Source organism: Mediterraneibacter faecis, from assembly GCF_055383675.1.
On sequence record NZ_AP043803.1, the window covers coordinates 1,190,017 to 1,212,033 of the forward strand.

22 protein-coding genes and 1 pseudogene are annotated in these 22,017 nt (G+C 40.3%); all 23 read left to right on the plus strand.

All coding sequences use genetic code 11. The features are described from left to right. Positions 1 to 30: 30 nt before the first annotated feature. The 23 genes and pseudogenes from rsmH to ACZ47Z_RS05655 all read left to right on the plus strand — a co-directional run bounded on the left by rsmH (position 31) and on the right by ACZ47Z_RS05655 (position 21,954). Positions 31 to 966 (plus strand): 16S rRNA (cytosine(1402)-N(4))-methyltransferase RsmH, encoded by a 936-nt coding sequence (rsmH, locus tag ACZ47Z_RS05545; RefSeq protein ID WP_215640384.1) that lies wholly within the window; start codon positions 31 to 33, stop codon positions 964 to 966. Between the two features lie 98 nt (positions 967 to 1,064). Next, positions 1,065 to 1,604 carry a hypothetical protein gene (locus tag ACZ47Z_RS05550; protein WP_054752955.1) on the plus strand — a complete coding sequence of 180 codons (540 nt, stop codon included), beginning with the start codon at positions 1,065 to 1,067 and terminating at the stop codon, positions 1,602 to 1,604. 6 nt (positions 1,605 to 1,610) lie between these two features. Beyond that, positions 1,611 to 3,629 carry a peptidoglycan D,D-transpeptidase FtsI family protein gene (locus ACZ47Z_RS05555; protein ID WP_464525955.1) on the plus strand — a complete coding sequence of 673 codons (2,019 nt, stop codon included), beginning with the start codon at positions 1,611 to 1,613 and terminating at the stop codon, positions 3,627 to 3,629. Between the two features lie 83 nt (positions 3,630 to 3,712). After that, positions 3,713 to 5,437, plus strand: coding sequence for a peptidoglycan D,D-transpeptidase FtsI family protein (locus ACZ47Z_RS05560; RefSeq protein WP_117827003.1), 1,725 nt, complete (start codon positions 3,713 to 3,715; stop codon positions 5,435 to 5,437). Positions 5,438 to 5,586: 149 nt separating this feature from the next. Continuing rightward, positions 5,587 to 6,543, plus strand: a complete 957-nt coding sequence (gene mraY, locus ACZ47Z_RS05565; protein WP_015528861.1) for a phospho-N-acetylmuramoyl-pentapeptide-transferase — start codon at positions 5,587 to 5,589, stop codon at positions 6,541 to 6,543. A gap of 4 nt (positions 6,544 to 6,547) precedes the next feature. Further along, entirely contained in the window at positions 6,548 to 7,921 is a 1,374-nt protein-coding gene (murD, locus tag ACZ47Z_RS05570) for a UDP-N-acetylmuramoyl-L-alanine--D-glutamate ligase (protein ID WP_464525956.1), read from the plus strand. 13 nt (positions 7,922 to 7,934) lie between these two features. Beyond that, positions 7,935 to 9,020, plus strand: coding sequence for an FtsW/RodA/SpoVE family cell cycle protein (locus tag ACZ47Z_RS05575; RefSeq protein WP_226870930.1), 1,086 nt, complete (start codon positions 7,935 to 7,937; stop codon positions 9,018 to 9,020). A 68-nt stretch (positions 9,021 to 9,088) separates the two neighbouring features. Beyond that, on the plus strand, positions 9,089 to 9,820 hold the full coding sequence (locus tag ACZ47Z_RS05580; RefSeq protein ID WP_155203836.1) for a cell division protein FtsQ/DivIB: 732 nt from the start codon (positions 9,089 to 9,091) through the stop codon (positions 9,818 to 9,820). A 150-nt stretch (positions 9,821 to 9,970) separates the two neighbouring features. Further along, a complete protein-coding gene (gene ftsZ / locus ACZ47Z_RS05585; RefSeq protein WP_020435772.1) occupies positions 9,971 to 11,158 on the plus strand; it encodes a cell division protein FtsZ in 1,188 nt (395 codons plus the stop codon). Between the two features lie 182 nt (positions 11,159 to 11,340). Continuing rightward, positions 11,341 to 12,117, plus strand: coding sequence for a sigma-E processing peptidase SpoIIGA (locus tag ACZ47Z_RS05590; protein WP_195941453.1), 777 nt, complete (start codon positions 11,341 to 11,343; stop codon positions 12,115 to 12,117). A 54-nt stretch (positions 12,118 to 12,171) separates the two neighbouring features. Further along, positions 12,172 to 12,912 carry an RNA polymerase sporulation sigma factor SigE gene (gene sigE, locus ACZ47Z_RS05595; protein WP_020435774.1) on the plus strand — a complete coding sequence of 247 codons (741 nt, stop codon included), beginning with the start codon at positions 12,172 to 12,174 and terminating at the stop codon, positions 12,910 to 12,912. Between the two features lie 118 nt (positions 12,913 to 13,030). Continuing rightward, the gene (locus ACZ47Z_RS05600; protein ID WP_226870931.1) at positions 13,031 to 14,635 is read left to right on the plus strand and encodes an MBL fold metallo-hydrolase RNA specificity domain-containing protein; all 1,605 of its coding nucleotides are present in this window, start codon (positions 13,031 to 13,033) and stop codon (positions 14,633 to 14,635) included. Positions 14,636 to 14,738: 103 nt separating this feature from the next. After that, positions 14,739 to 15,029: pseudogene (locus ACZ47Z_RS05605) on the plus strand (sigma-70 family RNA polymerase sigma factor); the annotation flags it as partial. 206 nt (positions 15,030 to 15,235) lie between these two features. Then, the gene (locus tag ACZ47Z_RS05610) at positions 15,236 to 15,982 is read left to right on the plus strand and encodes a hypothetical protein (protein ID WP_054752945.1); all 747 of its coding nucleotides are present in this window, start codon (positions 15,236 to 15,238) and stop codon (positions 15,980 to 15,982) included. A 2-nt stretch (positions 15,983 to 15,984) separates the two neighbouring features. Next, the gene (locus ACZ47Z_RS05615; RefSeq protein WP_464525957.1) at positions 15,985 to 16,779 is read left to right on the plus strand and encodes a ParA family protein; all 795 of its coding nucleotides are present in this window, start codon (positions 15,985 to 15,987) and stop codon (positions 16,777 to 16,779) included. Then, positions 16,760 to 17,689: a ParB/RepB/Spo0J family partition protein gene (locus ACZ47Z_RS05620; protein WP_008688042.1), complete on the plus strand. Its 930-nt coding sequence runs from the start codon at positions 16,760 to 16,762 to the stop codon at positions 17,687 to 17,689. The genes ACZ47Z_RS05615 and ACZ47Z_RS05620 overlap by 20 nt, the downstream gene beginning before the upstream one ends. Before the next feature lie 4 nt (positions 17,690 to 17,693). After that, the gene (locus ACZ47Z_RS05625) at positions 17,694 to 18,113 is read left to right on the plus strand and encodes a DUF6050 family protein (protein WP_017144664.1); all 420 of its coding nucleotides are present in this window, start codon (positions 17,694 to 17,696) and stop codon (positions 18,111 to 18,113) included. 131 nt (positions 18,114 to 18,244) lie between these two features. Further along, positions 18,245 to 18,643, plus strand: a complete 399-nt coding sequence (locus ACZ47Z_RS05630; protein ID WP_008688044.1) for a hypothetical protein — start codon at positions 18,245 to 18,247, stop codon at positions 18,641 to 18,643. A gap of 13 nt (positions 18,644 to 18,656) precedes the next feature. Beyond that, entirely contained in the window at positions 18,657 to 19,055 is a 399-nt protein-coding gene (locus tag ACZ47Z_RS05635) for a single-stranded DNA-binding protein (RefSeq protein ID WP_005344165.1), read from the plus strand. A gap of 13 nt (positions 19,056 to 19,068) precedes the next feature. Further along, entirely contained in the window at positions 19,069 to 19,461 is a 393-nt protein-coding gene (locus tag ACZ47Z_RS05640) for a hypothetical protein (protein WP_008688048.1), read from the plus strand. Then, a complete protein-coding gene (locus tag ACZ47Z_RS05645) occupies positions 19,454 to 20,332 on the plus strand; it encodes a replication initiator protein A (protein ID WP_464525958.1) in 879 nt (292 codons plus the stop codon). The genes ACZ47Z_RS05640 and ACZ47Z_RS05645 overlap by 8 nt, the downstream gene beginning before the upstream one ends. Positions 20,333 to 20,341: 9 nt before the next feature. Further along, positions 20,342 to 21,160 (plus strand): replication initiator protein A, encoded by an 819-nt coding sequence (locus tag ACZ47Z_RS05650; RefSeq protein WP_024720795.1) that lies wholly within the window; start codon positions 20,342 to 20,344, stop codon positions 21,158 to 21,160. Beyond that, positions 21,160 to 21,954: an ATP-binding protein gene (locus ACZ47Z_RS05655; RefSeq protein ID WP_024720794.1), complete on the plus strand. Its 795-nt coding sequence runs from the start codon at positions 21,160 to 21,162 to the stop codon at positions 21,952 to 21,954. Before ACZ47Z_RS05650 ends, ACZ47Z_RS05655 begins: the two co-directional genes overlap by 1 nt. The last annotated feature ends 63 nt before the right edge of the window (positions 21,955 to 22,017 follow it).

The following is a 22,017-nucleotide window of genomic DNA, read 5'->3' on the forward strand; positions in this document are numbered from 1 at the left end:
GCCAAGTGAGGCAGTCAGAAGGAGGAGTCTATGGCATTCGAGCACGTTTCAGTGCTGTTGCATGAGACAGTAGACGGTTTGAACGTAAAACCGGATGGCATCTATGTAGATGCCACGTTGGGTGGAGGCGGACATGCATATGAAGTCTGTACAAAGCTTGGCGAGCAGGGGAGATTAATAGGTATAGACCAGGACGCTGATGCGATTAAAGCAGCAGGAAAACGCCTGGAAGGTTTCGGGGAGAAGGTCACAATAATCCGGAGCAATTATTGTGATATGAAACCGCGGCTTCATGAGATAGGAATTGACAAAGTAGATGGAATTACAGTAGATCTTGGAGTTTCTTCTTATCAGTTGGATACAGCTGAGAGGGGATTTTCATATCGGGTTGACGCACCTCTTGATATGCGTATGGATCAGCGTCAGAAGATGACAGCCAGAGACATTGTCAACGACTATAGTGAATCGGAACTTTATCGTGTGATTCGTGATTATGGCGAGGACAGATTTGCTAAAAATATCGCGAAGCATATTGTTGCAGAACGCACAAAAGGTCCGATTGAGACAACAGGACAATTGAATGAGATTATTAGTCATGCAATACCAATGAAGATTCAGAAGACGTCAGGACATCCGTCAAAGCGTACATTTCAGGCTCTTCGAATTGAATTGAATCATGAGCTTGATATTTTGCGGGATACATTAGATGATATGATCGATCTGTTGAATCCAGGAGGAAGACTTTGCATTATTACATTTCATTCGCTTGAAGACAGAATTGTGAAGAGTTCTTTCCGTAAGAATGAGAATCCGTGCATTTGTCCAAGTCATTTTCCGGTTTGTGTATGTGGAAATGTATCCAAAGGGAAAGTGATCACCAGGAAGCCAATCCTTCCGTCAGAAGAGGAGCTGACGGTAAACAGCAGATCAAAGAGTGCAAAGCTTAGAATCTTTGAACGTGCATAATTTGATATCACAGGGAGTATTTAGAGTATAAACGAAACGTTCCTCCGGGAAGGGGAGAGCCCGGCGGAACAAGAATCCAGAGAAAGGACAGGAAAGCGATGGCGAGAAACACAGGTCGCAGACAGCAGAATAGACCAGCAGCAGACTGGAACCACTTCTATGTGTACGGTAGTGCCGTGCGTCAGCCAGAAGCTTTACCGTCTGGAAATGGGACAGTTCGTAAGCCGAAGAAAAAAAGAACAAGCCGTCAGGTGATTAAAAACCGGCATCGTGCGCAGCGGATCAGTCAGGCATATGCGACTTTTCTAATTGTGGCGGCAGTCTGTGCGGTTTTTATATGTGTTATGTATTTACGCTTACAGGCAGATGTTTTGAATCGTGCAGATCAGATCACAGCGCTGCAGCAGGAACTGACGGATCTGAAGGAATCAAATGATACTGCACATCAGGCAGCAGAAGATTCTGTTAATCTTGAGAGTGTTCGTGAAAAGGCAATGAACGAGATGGGAATGGTTTATGAGTCTCAGGGCAAAGTGATTCATTATCAAAGCCCGACAAGTGACTATGTAAAACAGTATGATAACATCCCGGAAGATGGCGTTTTAGCGCAATCCAAGGATGTGAAAAATAAGGAATAATGGAAGATGGCAGGAAGAAAAAGAAGGAAGAACAGATTTCAATTTCTGACTAAAAAATTCCCGGTAAGAATGCAGAGAAAGCTGGTACTGCTGTTTATAGCAGTTATACTGGCTTTTCTTGTTCTTGTAGGAAGAATTACATACATTAATGTTACAAAGGGAAGCAAGTATACAAAGCTTGTACTGAATCAGAAAATTTATGACAGTAAGACAATTCCATATAAACGTGGAGATATTCTGGATAGAAACGGTACAAAGATAGCGACAAGTGAAAGGGTTTATAATGTGATTCTTGATGTTGTTGTAATGACAGATAAAGAAGAATATATAGATCCTACGATTAAAGTATTGAATAAATGTTTCGGAATCAGTGAAAAGACAGTACGAGAGATTGTAGAAGAAAAACCTAATAGCAGATATGTTATATTGAAAAAAGGAATCGATTACGAGACGGCTCAGAAATATAATGAGATAAAGAATGATACTGAGAATTATCCAAATGTAAAGGGAATCTGGCTGGAGGATGATTATAACAGAACATACCCATATAATACGCTGGCAAGCGATGTGATAGGCTTTACTTATTCCGGAAATATAGGAGCAATTGGAATTGAGAGTGCTTACAATGATGTTATGACGGGGACAGATGGAAGAGAGTATGGTTATCTGGATGAAGATGATACAGTCGAACAGAATGTAAAAGCAGCAAAGAATGGGAATAATGTTGTTACGACAATAGATATTACCTTACAGAGTATTGTGGAAAAATACATTCAACAGTTCAATGAAGAACATGCCGGAGAAGAAGGAAGTGGAGTGACCGGTAGCAAGAATACAGCGGTTATGATCATGAATCCGAATACCGGAGAAATTCTGGCTGAGGCCTCTTACCCTAATTTTGATTTGAACAAACCAAGAGATCTGTCCAGTATTTATTCCGAAGAAAAATGGAATGCGATAGATGAGAAGGATCAATTGAACATATTGAGTAGCATCTGGAGAAATTTCTGTGTCAGTGATGCATTTGAACCGGGGTCTACGATGAAACCATTCACTGTTGCAGCCGGATTGGAGACAGGAACTCTTACCGGAGATGAATCTTATTATTGTGGTGGTTATCTTCATGTGGGGGATAATGATATCGGATGTCATCTTCGTTCCGGACATGGAACAGAAAGCACAATGGATGCGATTGCTAATTCCTGTAACGTTGCATTGATGGAAATGGCGGAAAAAATCGGAATTGATAATTTTATCAGATACCAGCATATTTTTGGCTTTGGAGAATATACGGGAATTGACCTTCCGGCAGAAGCATCAACAGCAAGTCTTCTGTATACAACTGATACGATGACACCGGTTGATCTTGCAACGAATGCTTTCGGACAGAACTTTAATGTGACAATGACTCAGCTGGCAGCAGGGTTCAGTTCTCTGATCAATGGTGGGTATTATTATGAACCGCATGTTGTAAAGCAGATCCAGGATGAGAATGGAAATGTGATTGAAACGAAGAATCCCGTATTGCTCCGTAAGACAGTTTCGACAGAAACATCTGAATTAGTAAAAACATATTTACAGGCGGTAATGCAGTATGGTACAGGTAAGAGAGCCCAGGTGGAAGGATATGATATCGGAGCGAAGACTGGTACGGCGCAGAAACTTCCACGTAAAGATGGGAAATATCTTCTTTCTTATATCGGATATGCTCCACAGGAGAATCCGGAAGTTGTTATCTATGTGGTAATTGATGAAGCAAATGTAGATGCACAGGATAATAGTTCATTGGTTCTTGAACTTGCGAAGAATATCATGTCAGAAGCATTTCCGTATCTTGGTATCACAACTATGGAAGAGACAGGGGAAAGTCAGACACAGCAGAGCGGTCAGAGCTTTGAAGATACAGAGTATTCTGATTATGATCAGGACTATACAGATGATTACAGTAATGAAGACGGCTCATATGTTGATGAAAATTATAAGCCGGATTTGGACAGTTGGGCAACATCATCCAATATAGATTAAGTGTTATAGCAGACAGGCAAACAGGAATAACTCCGAAAAAGACATAATACATTGTAGAAATGTCTTTCTCGGAGTTGTTTTTTGTGAAAAATAAAACATATAACCGAAAAAAAACAATGTTTGTTTTTTTCTGCGCAGTTCTTTTGATTTCGGCTCTTTTCGGAAGACTTGTTTATCTGATGATTTTTGATGCTGCACATTATCAGAAGCTGGCGAAAGATCTTCATGAGCGAGAAAGAAAAATCAAAGCGGCAAGAGGAGAGATTGTTGACAGAAATGGAGTTGTCCTGGCAACGAACAGGACGGTATGCACAATTTCCGTGATTCATAATCAGATGAAAGATCCGGAACAGGTGATCGCAGCTCTCTGTCAGGAACTTGGGGAAGAGGAAGAAAACATCCGTAAAAAAGTAGAAAAAGTGTCTTCGATGGAAAAAATTAAAACAAATGTGGAAAAAGAAACGGGGGATAGAATCCGTAATCTGGATCTTGCAGGAGTAAAAGTAGATGAGGATTTTAAAAGATATTATCCTTATGATACATTTGCATCCAGAGTTCTTGGATTTACAGGTGGGGACAACCAGGGAATCATCGGACTTGAAGTAAAATATGAAGAGGTATTAAAAGGAACCGATGGAACCATTCTTACAGTGACGGATGCGAGAGGAGTCGAACTTGAGAAAGTAGCAGAAGACAGGATTGAACCTGTGGCTGGGAACACGCTTCAGATCAGTCTGGATCATAATATTCAGAAGTACTGTGAACAGGCAGCAAAAAAGGTTCAGGAGGAAAAACAGGCGGATAGTGTATCTGTATTGCTTATGAATCCGCAGGACGGAGAGATATTTGCAATGGTAAATACACCGGAATTTAATCTGAATACCCCTTTTGAATTGATTGATGTGGATGAAAATACAGAACAGACGGATGAACAGGCTCAGGAGATGTTAAATCAGATGTGGCGAAATCCCTGTATTAATGACACATATGAGCCGGGATCAACGTTTAAAATCATTACAGCATCAGCATGTCTTGAAGAAGGTGTCGTTTCTTTGTCGGATACATTTTCCTGTCCGGGATACCGGATTGTAGAAGACAGAAAAATCCGGTGTCATAAGGTTGGTGGACATGGACAGGAAACGTTTATTCAGGGGATACAGAATTCCTGTAATCCGGTATTTATTGATATTGGTCTTCGGCTTGGAGCAGAGAAATTTTATGCTTATTTTAAACAGTTTGGATTACTTAGTCTGACGAATATTGATCTTCCGGGTGAAGCGGGAACAATTATGCATAACGTAGAAGATATTGGTCTTGTGGAATTGGCAACGATTTCATTTGGACAGTCGTTCCAGGTAACACCGGTTCAAATGGCAACAACAGTAAGTTCGCTGGTTAATGGGGGATACCGGGTGACACCGCATTTTGGAGTGGCAGTTCTTGAAAAAGACGGAACAGAGATACGAAAGCTGAAATACAAAAAGAAGAATGGGATTGTATCTGAAAAAACATCGGAGACGATGAGAATACTTCTGAAGAGTGTGGTAGAAGAAGGATCTGGTAAAAATGGATACATTGAAGGATATTCGATCGGAGGCAAGACTGCAACATCACAGACTCTTCCAAGAAGCGCAAACAAGTATATTTCATCATTTATAGGGTTTGCACCGGCGGAAGATCCGCAGGTTCTTGGAATTGTAGTGATCCGTAACCCACAGGGGATTTATTACGGAGGAACGATTGCAGCTCCGGTTTTGCGCAGCATCTATGACAATGTACTTCCGTATCTCGGGATTGAAAAAAACTGACCAATGGAGTATACTGTAAAGTGCATTTTGAGAATCCGGTTACATCAGTGAGTGGCAAAATTTATTTTTGACACTCACATCATCTGATGACAGAAAAGTACATAAGAAGGATTCTCTGTGTAAAACAAAAGAAATGAAGAGGTGTATATATGAACAGTCATGTAGTGATTCCGGTATTGATTGCATTTGTTATAAGCCTTGTGCTTGGACCGGTGGTCATTCCTTTCCTGAGAAGGTTAAAGATGGGTCAGACGGAGCGTGTGGAGGGTGTACAGTCTCATTTAAAGAAGGCAGGAACACCTACAATGGGAGGTATTATCATTCTGGCAGCTGTTGTGATTACGTCCCTGTTTTATGTGAAAGACTATCCAAAGATCATCCCGGTACTTTTCCTTACAGTAGGATTCGGACTGATTGGATTTCTGGATGATTATCTTAAAGTTGTCATGAAACGTTCAGACGGACTTTTTCCAATGCAGAAGATGGCACTCCAGATTGTAGTAACAGCAATTTTTGCGTTTTACATCGTAAAAGTAGCGAAGATTCCGCTTACAATGATCGTTCCATTCTCCGGCGGTTATGAATTGAATCTTGGATGGCTTGCGATTCCGGTTCTTTTCTTTGCAGTAATCGGTACAGTTAATGGAACAAACTTTACGGACGGACTGGATGGTCTTGCATCAAGTGTAACTGTTCTGGTGGCAACATTTTTCACGGTTGTAGCAATTGGAACGAAAAGTGGGATTGAGCCGATCACTTGCGCAGTTGTCGGTGCATTGATGGGATTCCTTCTTTTTAATGTGTATCCGGCCAGTGTGTTCATGGGAGATACAGGTTCTCTTGCACTGGGTGGTTTTGTTGCAGGAACAGCGTATATGATGCAGATGCCGCTGTATATCATTATTGTCGGATTTATTTATCTTGTAGAAGTTATTTCAGTTATTCTGCAGGTAACATATTTCAAAAAGACAGGAGGAAAGCGTCTCTTTAAGATGGCACCGATTCATCATCATTTCGAGCTTTGCGGATGGTCAGAGACACGGGTAGTGGCAGTATTTTCTATTGTGACGGCAATTCTTTGCCTGATCGCTCTTATGGGGGTATAAAAGAATGGTTGTAAAAGATAAAAATGTATTAGTGTTTGGCTCTGGAATCAGTGGAGAGGCAGCGTGTGAGCTCCTTTTGAAAGAAGAAGCAAAGGTCGTATTGTATGATGGTAACGATAAGCTGAATCCGGAAGAGATCCGTGCAAAGATTGAAGGCGGGGACAGTGAGTCACTGGAAATCGTCCTTGGAACACTTGAGGGAGACAGGAAAGAAGAACTTCTTGATAAACTTTCTCTTGTTGTAATGAGTCCGGGTGTTCCGACAGATCTTCCAATCGTAAATGAGATGCGTGAGAAAGGACTTCCAATCTGGGGCGAGATCGAGCTTGCATATGCCTTTGGAAAAGGTGATGTTCTTGCAATTACTGGAACGAACGGAAAGACAACGACCACTTCCCTGCTTGGAGAAATTATGAAAAACTATGCGCAGAGCAGCTTTGTGGTAGGAAATATCGGTAATCCATATACGAGTATTGCACTCCAGACAAGAGAGGATTCTGTAATTGTTGCTGAGATGAGCAGCTTTCAGTTAGAAACAATTCAGACATTCTGTCCGAGAGTCAGCGCGATCCTGAATATTACTCCGGATCATCTGAACCGCCATCATACGATGGAAGCATACATAGAGGCAAAGGAAAATATTGCGAAGAATCAGACAGAGAAAGATACTTGTGTTCTGAATTACGAAGATGATGTGACAAGGGCATTTGGAGAAAATGTAAAGTCAAAGGTTCTATATTTCAGCAGTCAGCGTATATTAGAAGAAGGAATCTATCTGGAAAATGGTCAGATCGTTCTTGCGATGAACGGAGAGAAGACACCGGTGTGTCATGTAGATGAATTGAATATTCTTGGAACACACAATCATGAGAATGCGATGGCAGCAGCCGGAATGGCAGCAGCATATGGGGTTCCGGTAGATGTGATCCGCAGAACGCTGAAAGAGTTCCAGGGGGTCGAACATCGTATTGAATATGTGGCAGAAAAGAATGGAGTTGTATATTACAATGATTCCAAGGGAACAAACCCAGATGCAGCAATTAAGGGGATTCAGGCGATGAATCGTCCGACAGTTCTGATTGGTGGAGGTTATGATAAGGATTCTGCTTATGATGAATGGATCGATTCCTTTGATGGAAAAGTAAAAAAATTAGTACTTCTTGGTGCGACACGTGACAAGATCGCAGAGACAGCCAGAGCACATGGATTTGAAGATATTGAGATGGCGGATACATTTGAGGAAGCATTTGCAAAATGTGTAGAGAATGCAAAACCGGGAGATGCAGTACTCCTTTCTCCTGCATGTGCAAGTTGGGGAATGTTTAAGAATTATGAAGAACGTGGAGATAAGTTTAAAGAGCTTGTAAATAATCTGTAAAGGGTGAACTGTATTGAAGCGTCCTGCAAAGAAGCACACGTATGATGATACACTGCTTGTGACGGTGCTGATTCTCGTACTGGTTGGTCTGATCCTTCTGACCAGTACAAGTGCATATAACGGCAGGGTGAAGTTTCATGATTCTTATTATTATCTGAAAAAGCAGGGACTGGCTACAGTTCTTGGAATGGCAGGAATGCTATGGATCGCGAGAATTGATTATCACAGATGGATTCCACTTGCTGTGCCAGCATATCTGGCTGCAATCGGTTTATCCATTGCTGTCATGGCATTCGGAAAAGAATATAACGGATCCAAAAGATGGTTGTCTTTGGGTCCGTTTTCTTTTCAGCCTTCAGAATTTGCTAAAGTAGCAGTGATCTTGTTTCTGGCCTGGCTGATCAACCGAAATGTGAAAAAAATATCAAAACTTCGGATAATGTCCGGAATGATGCTTTCAATCCTTCCGGTTGTCGGTCTGGTAGGAGCAAGTAATCTGAGTACAGCAATCATTATCCTCGGAATCGCAGTTACATTGATTTTTGTTGCAAGTCCAAGATATGCACAGTTTATATGGATGGCCGTATCAGGAGTTGGATTTATGGGAATTTTTCTCGCCTTGGAAAGCTATCGGCTGGAGCGACTTGCAATCTGGCGAAATCCGGAGAAGTATGAAAAAGGATATCAGACATTGCAAGGACTTTATGCAATTGGAAGTGGAGGACTGTTTGGCCGGGGGCTGGGAAACAGTGTACAAAAACTGGGATTCCTGCCGGAAGCACAGAATGATATGATTTTTTCTATTGTCTGTGAAGAATTAGGGCTTGTTGGTGCGGGGACTATCATTGTACTGTTTCTGATTTTAATCTGGAGATTTTTTGTGATTGCAACACACGCACCGGATCTTTTTGGTGCGTTGATTGCAGTGGGAGCCATGGCACATATGATGATTCAGGTAATATTGAATATTGCTGTCGTCACAAATTCTATACCGAATACAGGAATTACACTTCCGTTTATCAGTTATGGTGGAACGTCAGTTGTTTTTCTGCTTTTGGAAATGGGGCTTGTCCTTAGCATATCACGTTTGGTACAATAGAGTTGCCTGTATTTCATACAGATGGAGTCCGGGTATGGAAAACATGAACAGAGGAAGGAATCTGATCAATGAAAAAAAAGAAGAAAAAGAAGAGAGGGATGTTCCGCTTTATTGTAGTATTACTGTTGATTGTAGTGTTTGTTCTACTCTTTCAGACACGCAGTATAAAGGTGAAGGGAAATGAATATTACGGAGAGAATTCAATCATCAGCTGGCTCGAGAAAGATAAACTCTCCATGAATACGGTGTATTTATTCTGGAAATATAATTATACAGATGCAGAAGTTCCGTCAGTTGTGGAAGAAATGAAATTGACATTTGAAAATCCATGGACGCTTGTTGCGCATGTGAAAGAGAAAGGAAAATCCGGTTATGTTTCTTTCAATGATACAAATTTATATTTTGACCGGAAGGGGACAGCACTTTTTGAAAGCAAGAAAACTTTTACAGGAGTACCTTATGTGGAAGGACTTTCTTTCGATGCATCGAAAGTAGAGATCGGAAAAAAGATTCCGGTGGAAGATGACAGTGCATTCACTTTGATCGCAGAGGCTTCAAAGTATCTGGTGAAATATTCACTTACACCGGATAAACTGGTATATGCTAATGAACAGAGTGTGGTATTATATTTTGGATCAGTAGAAGTTTTAATTGGGAATAAAGAATATGAGATCAGAATTGCACAGATCAAACCGATTCTTGAGAAGCTGAAGGAACAGTATCCGGATCAGGCGGGGGTACTTCATCTTGAGAATTATGAAGCAGATTCAGCATCAATTAACTTTACACCGCAGTCTTGAAGCTGAATTGTTGGAAAAAAACCAAAAATAAGAAAAAATCTATTGATTATTTACGGAAAAGACTTTATTATATACTTATTGAATTGTATCGTTCAATTAAAATAAGGGATGTATATAAGAATTAATAAGACGACAAAGGAGGAACTACTCTTGTTAGAAATTAAAACCAACGAATCTGAAGCGGCTGCAAGAATTATTGTTGTCGGAGTCGGCGGAGGCGGTAACAATGCCGTGAACCGAATGATCGACGAACAGATTGCAGGCGTAGAATTCATAGCTGTGAATACAGATAAACAGGCATTACAGCTGTGTAAAGCACCGACACTTATGCAGATCGGTGAAAAACTGACAAAAGGACTTGGTGCTGGTGCACAGCCTGAGATGGGAGAGAAGGCAGCAGAAGAAAGCGCTGAGGAGATCCAGGCTGCATTAAAAGGTGCAGATATGGTATTTGTTACCTGCGGTATGGGAGGCGGAACTGGAACAGGTGCTGCTCCGGTTATCGCAAGAATTGCGAAAGAGCAGGGCGCTCTGACAGTAGGAGTTGTCACAAAGCCTTTCCGTTTCGAATCCAAGACAAGAATGCAGAATGCAATCAATGGTATTGATAAATTAAAGGAAAACGTTGATACAATCATCGTTATCCCGAATGACAAACTGCTTGAAGTTGTAGACAGACGTACTACTATGCCAGAAGCTTTGAAAAAGGCTGACGAGGTTCTTCAGCAGGGTATTCAGGGTATCACAGACCTGATCAATGTACCATCTCTGATCAACCTTGACTTTGCTGATATCCAGACAGTTATGAAGGATAAAGGTATTGCACACATCGGTATCGGTGCAGGACGCGGAGATGACAAGGCACTCGAAGCAGTTAAGCAGGCTGTTGCCAGTCCACTGCTTGAGACAACAATCACAGGTGCATCTAATGTTATCGTTAATGTATCTGGAGACATTACACTTATGGATGCTTCTGATGCAGCTGATTATGTACAGGAGCTTGCAGGAGAAAGTGCAAGTATCATCTTCGGTGCTATGTATGATGATACAAAGTCTGATGAATGTACAATCACAGTTATTGCTACAGGCTTACATAATGTAGGCGGAAGTGCATCCAAGCTGAAAGCAAGACTGGAAGGACAGCAGAAGACAAGTTCTATTCTTCCGAATGGTGTAGAAAGTCATGCAAGACCATCTTATGACTATACAGCACAAAGAACAGCTCAGACATCAACAGTAAGACCGCAGGGTGGAACAATGCCAACACTGCAGCCAAGATCAACAACTGGTGGAGTAAGAGAGCAGTCTATTAAGATTCCGGATTTCTTTAAGAAATAATTGAATTGAAAAATGATGAAACGGTCTGAAGTATCAGGCCGTTTTTTTTATGTCGAAGGATGTCAGAAATTCTTCTATTTTCTTTCTGTTTTACTGTCAGTATCTGACAAAATTTCCAAAGAGCAAATTTTATAATTCTATATGATATCGAGGATGACTCGAAATGAAAAGGAAGGTGGAAGATGCACTATGAGTTGTACATAGATCTTTTTTTTCTGGAAAATTTCATGATGGATAGCCTGTTACTTTTCGTGACAGAACGGATTACGGGTGGAAAATATAGTTTTAAAGGAGTTTTATCCGGAGCATTCCTTGGAAGTGTGTTGACATGTCTGATGGTGGTTGTATCTGTTCCCGCCTGGATGAAAAACATAGCCTTTTATCTGGTGATTCCATTTTGTATGCTTTGGTTAAAAAATAGGAAACAATGTATGCTCCAGATACTCAAAGGAATGGGATTGCTTTACCTTTTTGGAATGTTCCTGGGGGGCACGTTGATGATGTTTCGTCCTTATCTGCATTATATCAGTCTGTTTTATGGGATTGCGGTGCTTAGCTCACAGGGGATTCTGATGGCCTGGAAGTTCTTGAAAGTTCTTAAGATAGAGCAGGAACGGTGCTGTGAAGTGATTTTATTTACAGAAGCAGATAGTTATAAGGTTCATGCATTGAGGGATACGGGAAACTGCCTGACAGATCCACTCAGTGGTGAAGGGGTGCATGTACTGGATTGTAATTTTTATCATCAGGTAATGAAAGAAGCAATGGAATTCAGGTATATTCCATATCGAAGTGTTCATGGTAGTGGCATTATGAAAATTTTCCGGATTAGGAAAATGTGTGTGGAAATAAATGAAAAAGAATGGATAGAATCTCCGTTGATCGGTGTGAGCGAATCACCGATCAGTGGGGAGGAAGATTATCAATTGATATTGAACTGTAAGGTGCAGATGCTGTGAATAAAAAACTGTGCTGCAACAGAAGATGTAAGAAAGAAACCAGGAGGAATTTATATGATGGTTAAAGTGGCTGTGCCGGAGAAATTTAAATTAAGGATTGTACCAAATGTCAGGACGGTTTTATTTGGTGGCCAACAGGAGATTCATTACATAGGAGGCAGTGAGGTTCTTCCTCCACCATTGGAAAATGAAAAAGAACGTGAGGTGGTAAGGTGGCTTGGAACAGATCGAGATGAAAAGGCGAGAAAGATACTGATTGAACATAATTTGCGCCTGGTTGTTTATATAGCAAAGAAGTTTGATAATACAGGAGTAGGTGTAGAAGATTTGATTTCTATTGGTACCATCGGCCTGATCAAAGCAATCAATACATTTAATCCATCAAAGAAAATTAAACTGGCAACATATGCTTCACGTTGTATTGAGAATGAGATTTTGATGTATTTGAGACGAAACAGTAAGACGAAGATGGAAGTTTCCATTGACGAACCTTTAAATGTAGATTGGGATGGAAATGAACTGCTTCTATCTGATATTCTTGGGACAGAAGAGGACACAATTTATCGGGATCTGGAGGATGAGGCAGAAAGAAAGATTCTGTTTCGTGCCTTGAATAAATTGTCAGGAAGAGAGAAATTAATCGTTCGTATGAGGTTTGGACTGGATCATCCGGAGGGAAAAGAAATGACGCAGAAGGAGGTTGCGGATCAACTTGGAATCTCTCAGTCTTATATATCAAGACTGGAAAAGAAAATTATGCACAGACTTCGGATGGAAATGGTCCGGTATGAATAACAGTTACAAAAATTTAATAAAAAGAAAGATGTACAATTTCCCGTATGGTGTTAAAATAAAAGAAAAAGTATCTGAAGATTAAAAAGAAAAGATACAGGACAGAAAGGGTTGAGGATGTATGAAATTAACATTTGTAGGTGCAGCCCATGAGGTTACGGGAAGCTGTCATTTTCTGCAAGTAGCAGGAAAGAATATTTTGGTTGACTGCGGTATGGAACAGGGCCCGGATCTGTATGAGAATCCGGGACTTCCGATCAGCGCAACAGACGTAGATTATGTATTCCTCACACATGCACATATTGATCATTCCGGAATGTTGCCAAAGCTTGCAAAGGATGGGTTTAAAGGGCAGATTTTCACTACCTATGCGACAGCGGATTTGTGTAATATCATGCTTCGTGACAGTGCGCATATTCAGGAATTTGAGGCAGAGTGGAGAAATCGAAAAGGCAGGAGAGCAGGAAAGCCGGAGTATGAACCGGTTTATGAGATGCAGGATGCACTTAATGCGATTGAATTGCTTGTGCCTTGTCAGTATGGGGAGCGCATTACAATCTGTGAGGGGATCCAGATCCGGTTTACAGATGTAGGACATCTGCTTGGATCAGCAAGTATTGAAGTCTGGGCAACAGAAGACGGAGTGACAAAGAAGATTGTATTTTCCGGAGATATTGGAAATCTGGATCAGCCGATTATTAAAGACCCGGCTTATACAGAGAGTGCGGACTATATTGTGATGGAGTCTACGTATGGCAACCGGCTGCATACGCAGGAAAAACCGGATTATCTGGGAGATTTTACAAGAATCCTGAAAGAGACATTTGATAAAGGGGGAAATGTTGTTATTCCTTCCTTTGCTGTGGGCAGAACTCAGGAACTCCTCTATTTTATACGTGAGATCAAAGAAAAGGAATTATTAAAAGAATATCAGAATTTCGAAGTATATCTGGACAGTCCGCTTGCAATTGAGGCAACGAAGATATTTACAAAAAATATGAGAGAGTGTTTTGATGAGGATGCACTTGCACTTGTTAATGCAGGGATTAATCCACTTATATTTGATGGACTTAAGACTGCAACAACAAGTGATGATTCTAAGATGATCAATTTTATCGAGAAACCAAAGGTGATCATCTCAGCTTCCGGAATGTGCGATGCTGGTCGTATCCGTCACCATCTGAAGCATAATTTGTGGAGAGAAGAGTGTACGATTCTTTTTGTTGGGTATCAGGCAATGGGCACTTTAGGACGCAGACTGATCGAGGGCGAAAAGAACGTGAAGCTGTTCGGTGAGCCGATTGAAGTTAAGGCAAGAATTGAGAGCCTTCATGGAATTAGTGGTCATGCGGATATGAATGGGCTCTTAAAATGGCTGGGAGCGTTTAAAGAGGCGCCACAACGCGTCTTTGTTGTGCATGGTGAAGATACTGTAACAGAAGAGTTTGCAAAGACGGTGGAAGAAAAGTTTGGATATCAGGCTTATGCACCGTTTCCGTGTAGTGAAGCAGACCTCTTGACAAATGAGATCTTAAGTGAAGGTGTAAAGATTCCGGTGAAGGCGAAAAAACCGGCACAGCGTAAAGCGGATGCGGCGTTTGAACGTCTTGTTGCAGCAGGAAAGCGTTTACTTGATGTTATTTACAAGAACGAAGGTCTCGCGAATAAAGACAAAGCAAAATTCGAGTCGCAGATTAATAATTTGTCAGATAAATGGGATATTTGATTGTCAAGGACTAAAACTTTATAAAATTCAGTACTTCATGGAATATCTTATTCAAAGAGTGAGAATGATTCTAAGTAGAAAAAAACTTAGGAGGTTTCTTACAATGGTTGTGAATAAGGTAGAACTGTGTGGAGTGAATACATCAAAGCTCCCACTTCTCAGGGAAAAGGAGAAGGAGGAGCTTTTTCGCAGGATTCGTCAGGGGGACAAGTTGGCGCGGGAAGAATACATCAAAGGAAATCTTCGGCTGGTGCTTAGTGTGATGAAACGGTTTGACAGCAGTAATGAAAATGCAGATGATTTGTTTCAGATTGGATGTGTGGGGCTTGTAAAGGCCGTAGATAACTTTGATCCAGATCGCCAGGTGAAGTTTTCTACTTACGCGGTTCCAATAGAGTAAGATAAAGGAAACGACCGGAAAAGCCTTAAAATAAGGGATTTCTGATAAAGGCATTAGATAAAAAAACAGTGCTGTCAGATGTACATTTCGATATCTTATGTTGAAATAACAGTATAGATAAGATATTGAAAACAATTCGGAATTGTTTCTGATAGGAACCTTCTTGAATGAGATGATGACCATTCAAAGGAGGTTTTTTTATGGCAAGAATTATGACAAGAAGAAAAGCCATACCCAAGGCAATCGAATTACTGCAATGTCTGCCACAGACGGAGGAAGTTGTGGAAGTGATACAGGCACTAAAAAAATATTCTTCCACGCCATTGGATAGATGGGATGCAGCCAGTGTATATGAAGCATTAGATGAATGGACAGAATCTCATAATGGTATACCACCGAAAATAAAAGAGTGTGACAGCCATAAGGAGCTGCCAAGCCATATGGTCTTTGAAAAGCTTTTTGGAAAAACAGCCAGAGAATTTCTAAATGATTATTATGGTGAGATGGAATACGTAAGGATTGGACGTCATCGAACAAGGTGTGTGGATGATCAATATGATTTTCTGGAAATATTTAAAAACGAATTTGAACGGATACAACCGGCAACGTCAAAAATATATGATGCTTGTAGAAATCCAGAAACACCATCATGGGGAACGATTGCAAGAAGATGTAAAGTGTCTTCCTGGTCAGAGCTGGTTACACTGTCCGGTGTAGAAGCGAATTGCATTAGAAGAAGATATGACACATATAATATTAGAAATAAGTTGAGCGTTTCACAAAAAACGAATGTGGAAACGAATTTGACAGTACACGAACAGCAGGAAGAAAAAGAAAGATTTGAGGCATTGCTGATAAAGACGCATGATTTAACATTGCAGGCTGAAAATCAGAAAAAGGCAGAAAAAGCAGTTTCAAAACATACATTACGAATCGGGAGGAAATAGAGATGGCAAAAGTTATAGCAATAGTCAATCAAAAAGGTGGTGTCGCAAAGTCAACTTCCTGTGTGAATTTAGGAATCGGATTGGTAAAAAAAGGATATAAAGTTCTGGCAATAGATTTTGATCCACAGGGAAGTTTAACAGAAAGTCTTGGATATCAGAATCCAGATGAATTAGAAATAACAGTAGCGACAATTCTTCATTGTGAAATGAATGGTCTTGAATTACCAAAAGGATATGGAATTCTTCACCATGAAGAGGGAATGGACATTCTTCCGGCAAATATTGAACTGTCTGGGGTAGAAGTTAGTCTGGTAAATGTTATGAGCAGAGAATATGTGTTAAAACAGTTTATCAAGACAATTTCGCCAGAATATGATTATATCCTGATTGATAATATGCCATCGCTAGGAATGCTTACTGTAAATGCTCTTGCAGCAGCTGATTCGGTTATCATTCCGGTTATGGCACATTATCTTCCTGTTAAAGGATTGGAACAGTTGATGCAGACCATATATAAAGTTAGAAAGCAGATAAATCGAAAGCTTCAGATTGACGGAATCTTACTTACCATGGTAGATCGAAGAACGAATTTTTCAAAAGAGATTATAGAGTTGCTTCATGATAATTATGGCGAATATATCAATATTTTCAAGACTGCAATCCCGTTTTCGATAAGGGCAGCAGAGACGAGTGCTGAGGGAGTAAGTATTTATAAACACGATCCGAAAGGTCGTGTTGCCGAAGCTTATAAAAAATTGGTAGAGGAGGTGATTGGTGATGGCAGTGAAAGAAAGTAGTGCTTCAAAGATAAAATTCAAAGGGGTAGATGCATTATTCGGATTGTCAGAGGAGCAGGAGTGTGTGCGAGAAATTCCGCTGGACGAGTTGGATACATTCAAGAATCATCCGTTTAAAGTGTTTAGGGATGATAAAATGGAGGAAATGATTGAAAGTATTTCAGAATATGGAGTTCTTGTGCCAGGAATTGCAAGACCTTCAAATTCAGGGGAAAAGGATTATGAATTAGTTGTGGGACACAGAAGAAAATATGCTTGCAGGGAATTAGGACTGAAAACAATGCCGGTCATTATCAGAGATATGTCTGATGATGAAGCAACTGTGGTTATGGTCGATTCCAACATTCAAAGAGAAAATCTGCTATATAGTGAGAAGGCATTTGCATACCGCATGAAGTATGAAGCATTGAAACGTCAGGGTAGACGGACTGATTTAACTTTGGTCCAAGTTGAACCAAAGTTGAAAAAAAGATGGGCAGCTGAGATGGTTGGCACAGAAGTCGGAGAGACAATGAGTACGATCAAACGATATATACGCTTGACCTACTTGTCGAATTACTTGCTGGAGTTTGTAGATAAAAATGAATTGCCATTTACTGTTGCAGTTGATTTATCTTATTTGAAAAGTAATGAGCAGTCATTGTTACTGGCGTTTATAGGAACAACAAAGAAAATGCCAAATGGATCTCAGGCAAAAAAACTGAAAGAACTTAGCCAGCAAAAAGAATTGACTGGAGAAGATATAGAGAAAATTCTTAGAGGAGAAGCAAAAGTGAATTATCAGAAAATCAGTTTTTCAGAAAAGCAACTGCAAAAATATTTTCCACCAGATTACAAGAAAGAGCAAATCGAAAAAATAATTTTCCAGTTATTAGATTCGTGGAAAGCACAAACAGAGCAAAGGGGATGATAAAGTGGAATATGAAAAGCAAATAAGATATAATGATAGACAGATGCAAAGATATCAGGCATATCTTTCTAAAGTACAGAAGATAAACAGATTAGATAAGAGGACGAAAGAAATGACGATTGGAGATGTAATTAAAAAATCAATTCTGCCACTGGCATTTATGGTATTCTGGTTTTGGATGACAAAAACAATTATGAAGGTCAGTGGGCAGACGGATTGGTTCTGGTGGGTATTTATTGCCGGACTTCCATTTGGAATACATAAAATGCGGTTGATTCTAATTCCGAGAGGAATGGATACCACAGCAACACTTGGGATGGCTGCATTAAGTGTCATTATTGGAGCATTGATTGGAAGCATCATGATTCCAGTGTATGTGATCAGAGCGATATACGTGTTTATACGGTATGTCATTGGAAAATAGAATATTAGATTGATAAGAGGCAGGCTTGCGAAAATAAAAATCGTAAGTCTGCCTCTTTTTTTGTGCTTAAAAACAGGCAATTCAGGGGAATTCCCTTTTGCAAATATATATATTCTTGGAGGATTTTTAAGATGAGAGAGCGAATTGAAAGTAAGCATGTAACAAAGGAAATCAAAAGTCAGATGCCAGTGATTCCGGTGGCAATTGTTAAAGAAAGAGGTTGTACGTTCTGCCCATATTATCTGGGCAATTATGAGAAACAGCCACGCTGTATGATGAAAACCTGTGCCTGGGATGATGAAAATGAACGTTTCCATCCAGTTCTTCGTGAACTGATCCCATTTTACAAAGAGAAGATGGAAAAAGCAGAAGAAAAATTCCTGGCAATGAAAAAGATTTACACAACACTGTTAGGAATGTTTGCCGATGAAATGAAGCAAGAAGAGTTGGAAAAAGATGAATGTTACGGATGTGCCTATGGAAAATGTGGACCATGTATCGGTATCTGTTACAAATCAATGAAAGCATAGGAGGGGTAAGCCAATGAATACAACAGTTATTTCCGGGCGATTAGTAAGAAATCCCGGATACAACGAAGTGGAGAATGAAAAAGGACTTCATAAGATTGCCAAGTTCGTTCTGGCAGTCAGAAGAAATTATTCCGATGAAGTCAGTTTCATTCCGGTAAAGGCTTTTGCAAAGAAAGCAGAATTTGCCAGAGATTATCTGATGCAGGGAACGAAGGTCATGGTGGAAGGCGAGATTGTCACAGGTAATTATGAAGATAAGGATACCGGGAAAAAGATCTATACCACCGAAGTGTATGCAAACCGGATTGAATTCGCAGGTGCAAAAATGGTTGACAGACCACCGTTTCCAGAAGATGCGGAAGGGTTCTTAGAGATCCCAGAGGGTATGGAAGAAGAAATGCCGTTTAGATAGAGGAGGATAAAAGATGGTTTCAGTAGATCAGGCGTATATGGTAGGGCATATGAAAAATGCCGATGGAAGTATCAACAACAAAAATGTAGTGCTGTCAGCAGCATGTGAAGCAGCGGAACTGTTCCAGTGCATGATGGCAGTAAATCAGAAACTGGAGGACTGGCAGAGATTTAATCACACCTTGGAGATGCATCTTAGAAGTGTGGAATGTGAGAAAATCCATGATATCTGTCAGGCAGTATACGGAATGAAACATCCGTCCAATGAACTGGAAGGATTGTATCTGGCAAGAGAGGATGAACAGATATGCCTGCTGTACTATCAGGTGTTTGTAGGGATGCTAGAAATCAATATTAATTCAGCCGAAGTGCTGTACAAACAGAAGGAGGAAACAATCAATGAGTAAGATGGAGTATATGCCGGTAGATTGTCTGCAGGTGCCAAAGGTGCTGTTTCAGATGGAAAAATACAAAAATCTGTCAAATACAGCAAAGATTCTATACAGCTTATTTCTGGATCGTTTGAAATTTGCGGTGCAAAATGGCTGGGTAGATCATAACGGGAATCTGTTTGTTATCTATCCCAAAAGTGAAATAAAGAAAGACCTGAATACGACTCGATATGGAGTAGATCAGGCAGTACAGGAACTGGTTCAGGTTGGTAAACTGGTGCGTATCATTCCAAACAATGGAAAGGCGAACCACTTTTATATCAATGGTATTTATGAAAATGAGATGGAGGAAGAATCAATGATGACATTAGATACTATCATGGCAAATATGCCGCTGGCTGAAAGAGAAATTATTATGGATAAGATGGTGAAAGCATCCAGAGATATTTTTGAAACTATTGCGGATATGGGATATATTGATCAATATGAAACGTCTTTAACTGCAATGGAAAAGCGAGGATACCAGGATGAGCTTGGAGAGATGGATATTGATCAAATTCAGACTGATGGATATGAGTTTGGTATGGATCTTGCATTTGGAATTCTGGAGGAAAATGAAAATAATCCTGCTCGTGTGTTAGATATCCAGAAATATGTGAACAGACAGTATGAAAGCTGTTCAAAAAAGAAGTTTATGAAGGTCCTGGAAACCCTTGTTCATGCGATGGGGAATGATGAAGGCTTTATTGGTGATATGTATGCTTGTAACAAGAAGGCCAGAAATTATTATTTGGACGAAATGATTCAATCATTCAATTTTGTATTTGATGAGATGTGCCATGGTACAGGCAGTGCAGCAAATTGTGATTTTGATGTAGAAGAGTAGGAAAATATTATGGCAGATTTTGAATATTTCAGAGCAGAAGAATCTGACCAGTTTTCTTTTTTTCGGATACCAAAAGCTCTGTTCACAGAAAAAGAGTTTGCAAGCCTGTCCACAGACGCAAAGCTCCTTTATGGAATTCTGCTTGATCGAATCAGCCTGTCCAAGAAAAATGGCTGGATTGACAGTGAGGGTTATGTCTATATCATTTACACGATCGCAGAATTGCAGGAGCTGTTGCGAATGTCGCATACGACAGTGACAAAGCTTCTATATGAGCTGGATAGTGTGCATGGGATTGGATTGATCGAGCGGTATCGGCAGGGGAATAATCGTCCCTCTGTCATATATGTGAAAAATTTTGTAAAACGGAGTAGAGGAAAGCCAGTAAGATACTTTGTTTCTGGAATGCCAGAAACTGGAAATCCAGACTGCAAAGAATTGGAAATCCGGATTGCAAGAAACTGGAAGTCCGGAACGCAAAAAAATAGAAGTCCGGACTGCAAGAATCTGGATGGAAGTAATACTAAGATAAATAAGACTGAAAAGAATCATACTGATAAGAGTAAGGGCAATACACCCGCTTTGGAAGAAAAATTCAGTCAATATGGTAGATTTAAAAATGTTGTTCTGTCGGAAGCTGAACTGCAGGAGTTGATGACGCTATTTCCATGGGATTACCAGAAACGGATTGATCATCTTTCTGTTTATATGAAATCCAGTGGAAAAGAGTATCAAAACCATTTTGCAACAATCTGTCTTTGGGCAGAAAGGGATGGAACCAGGATAGGAATGGATAAATATGAATTTCAGGAAGGAGAAAGCCTGTGATGGAAAACAAAGTAACAGCAGATTATCTGGACGAAGAGGGATGTCTTCATTGTGGCACCTGTGGAAAAAGAAAACAGATGAAAGTCAGTCTGATGGGTTTTGAGCATGTAGTGTCCTGTTTGTGCGAATGCGAGGTAAAAGCCAGGCAGGAACTGGATGAGAAGATGCAGCGGGAAGAAGAACAGCGGCAGCTTTATCAGAGAAAATCCGTCGGACTTCGGGAAAGAAGATTCTGGGAATGGAAATTTGAAAATGACAATGGAAGCAACCAGAAGATACTAATCGCCAGGCAGTATGTAGAAAACTGGACAGATATGAAGAGAAAAAATGTAGGATTGCTTTTGATGGGACCGGTTGGAACCGGGAAGAGCTTTTTTGCAGGCTGTATTGCAAATGCACTTTTGGAACAGGGAGAACGTGTCATGATGACAAACTTTTCCAGGATTTTAAATGAAATGACCAGCTATCAGGCAGATAAGAACCAGATTATACAAAATCTTGTGGATTATCCGCTGCTGATTATTGATGACTTGGGAATAGAACGAAATTCCGAGTTTGCTTTGGAGCAGGTCTATAATGTGATAGACAGCCGCTATTGTAAAATGCTTCCGCTGATCATAACAACGAATCTGGGACTGAATGAAATGAAGTCCACAGATTTGGATACTGCCCATCAGCGTATTTACAGTAGAATACTTGAAATGTGTGTTCCCATCTATTGTGGTGGAGAAGATAAGAGAAAAGAAGAAGGGACAGAAAAACTCGTACAGGTGCAGAACCTGATTACCGGTTAATCTGTCTTTTTTCATTAAAGGGGGTGATTGCCATGATTACAGATTTGGACAGCAGTTGAATCG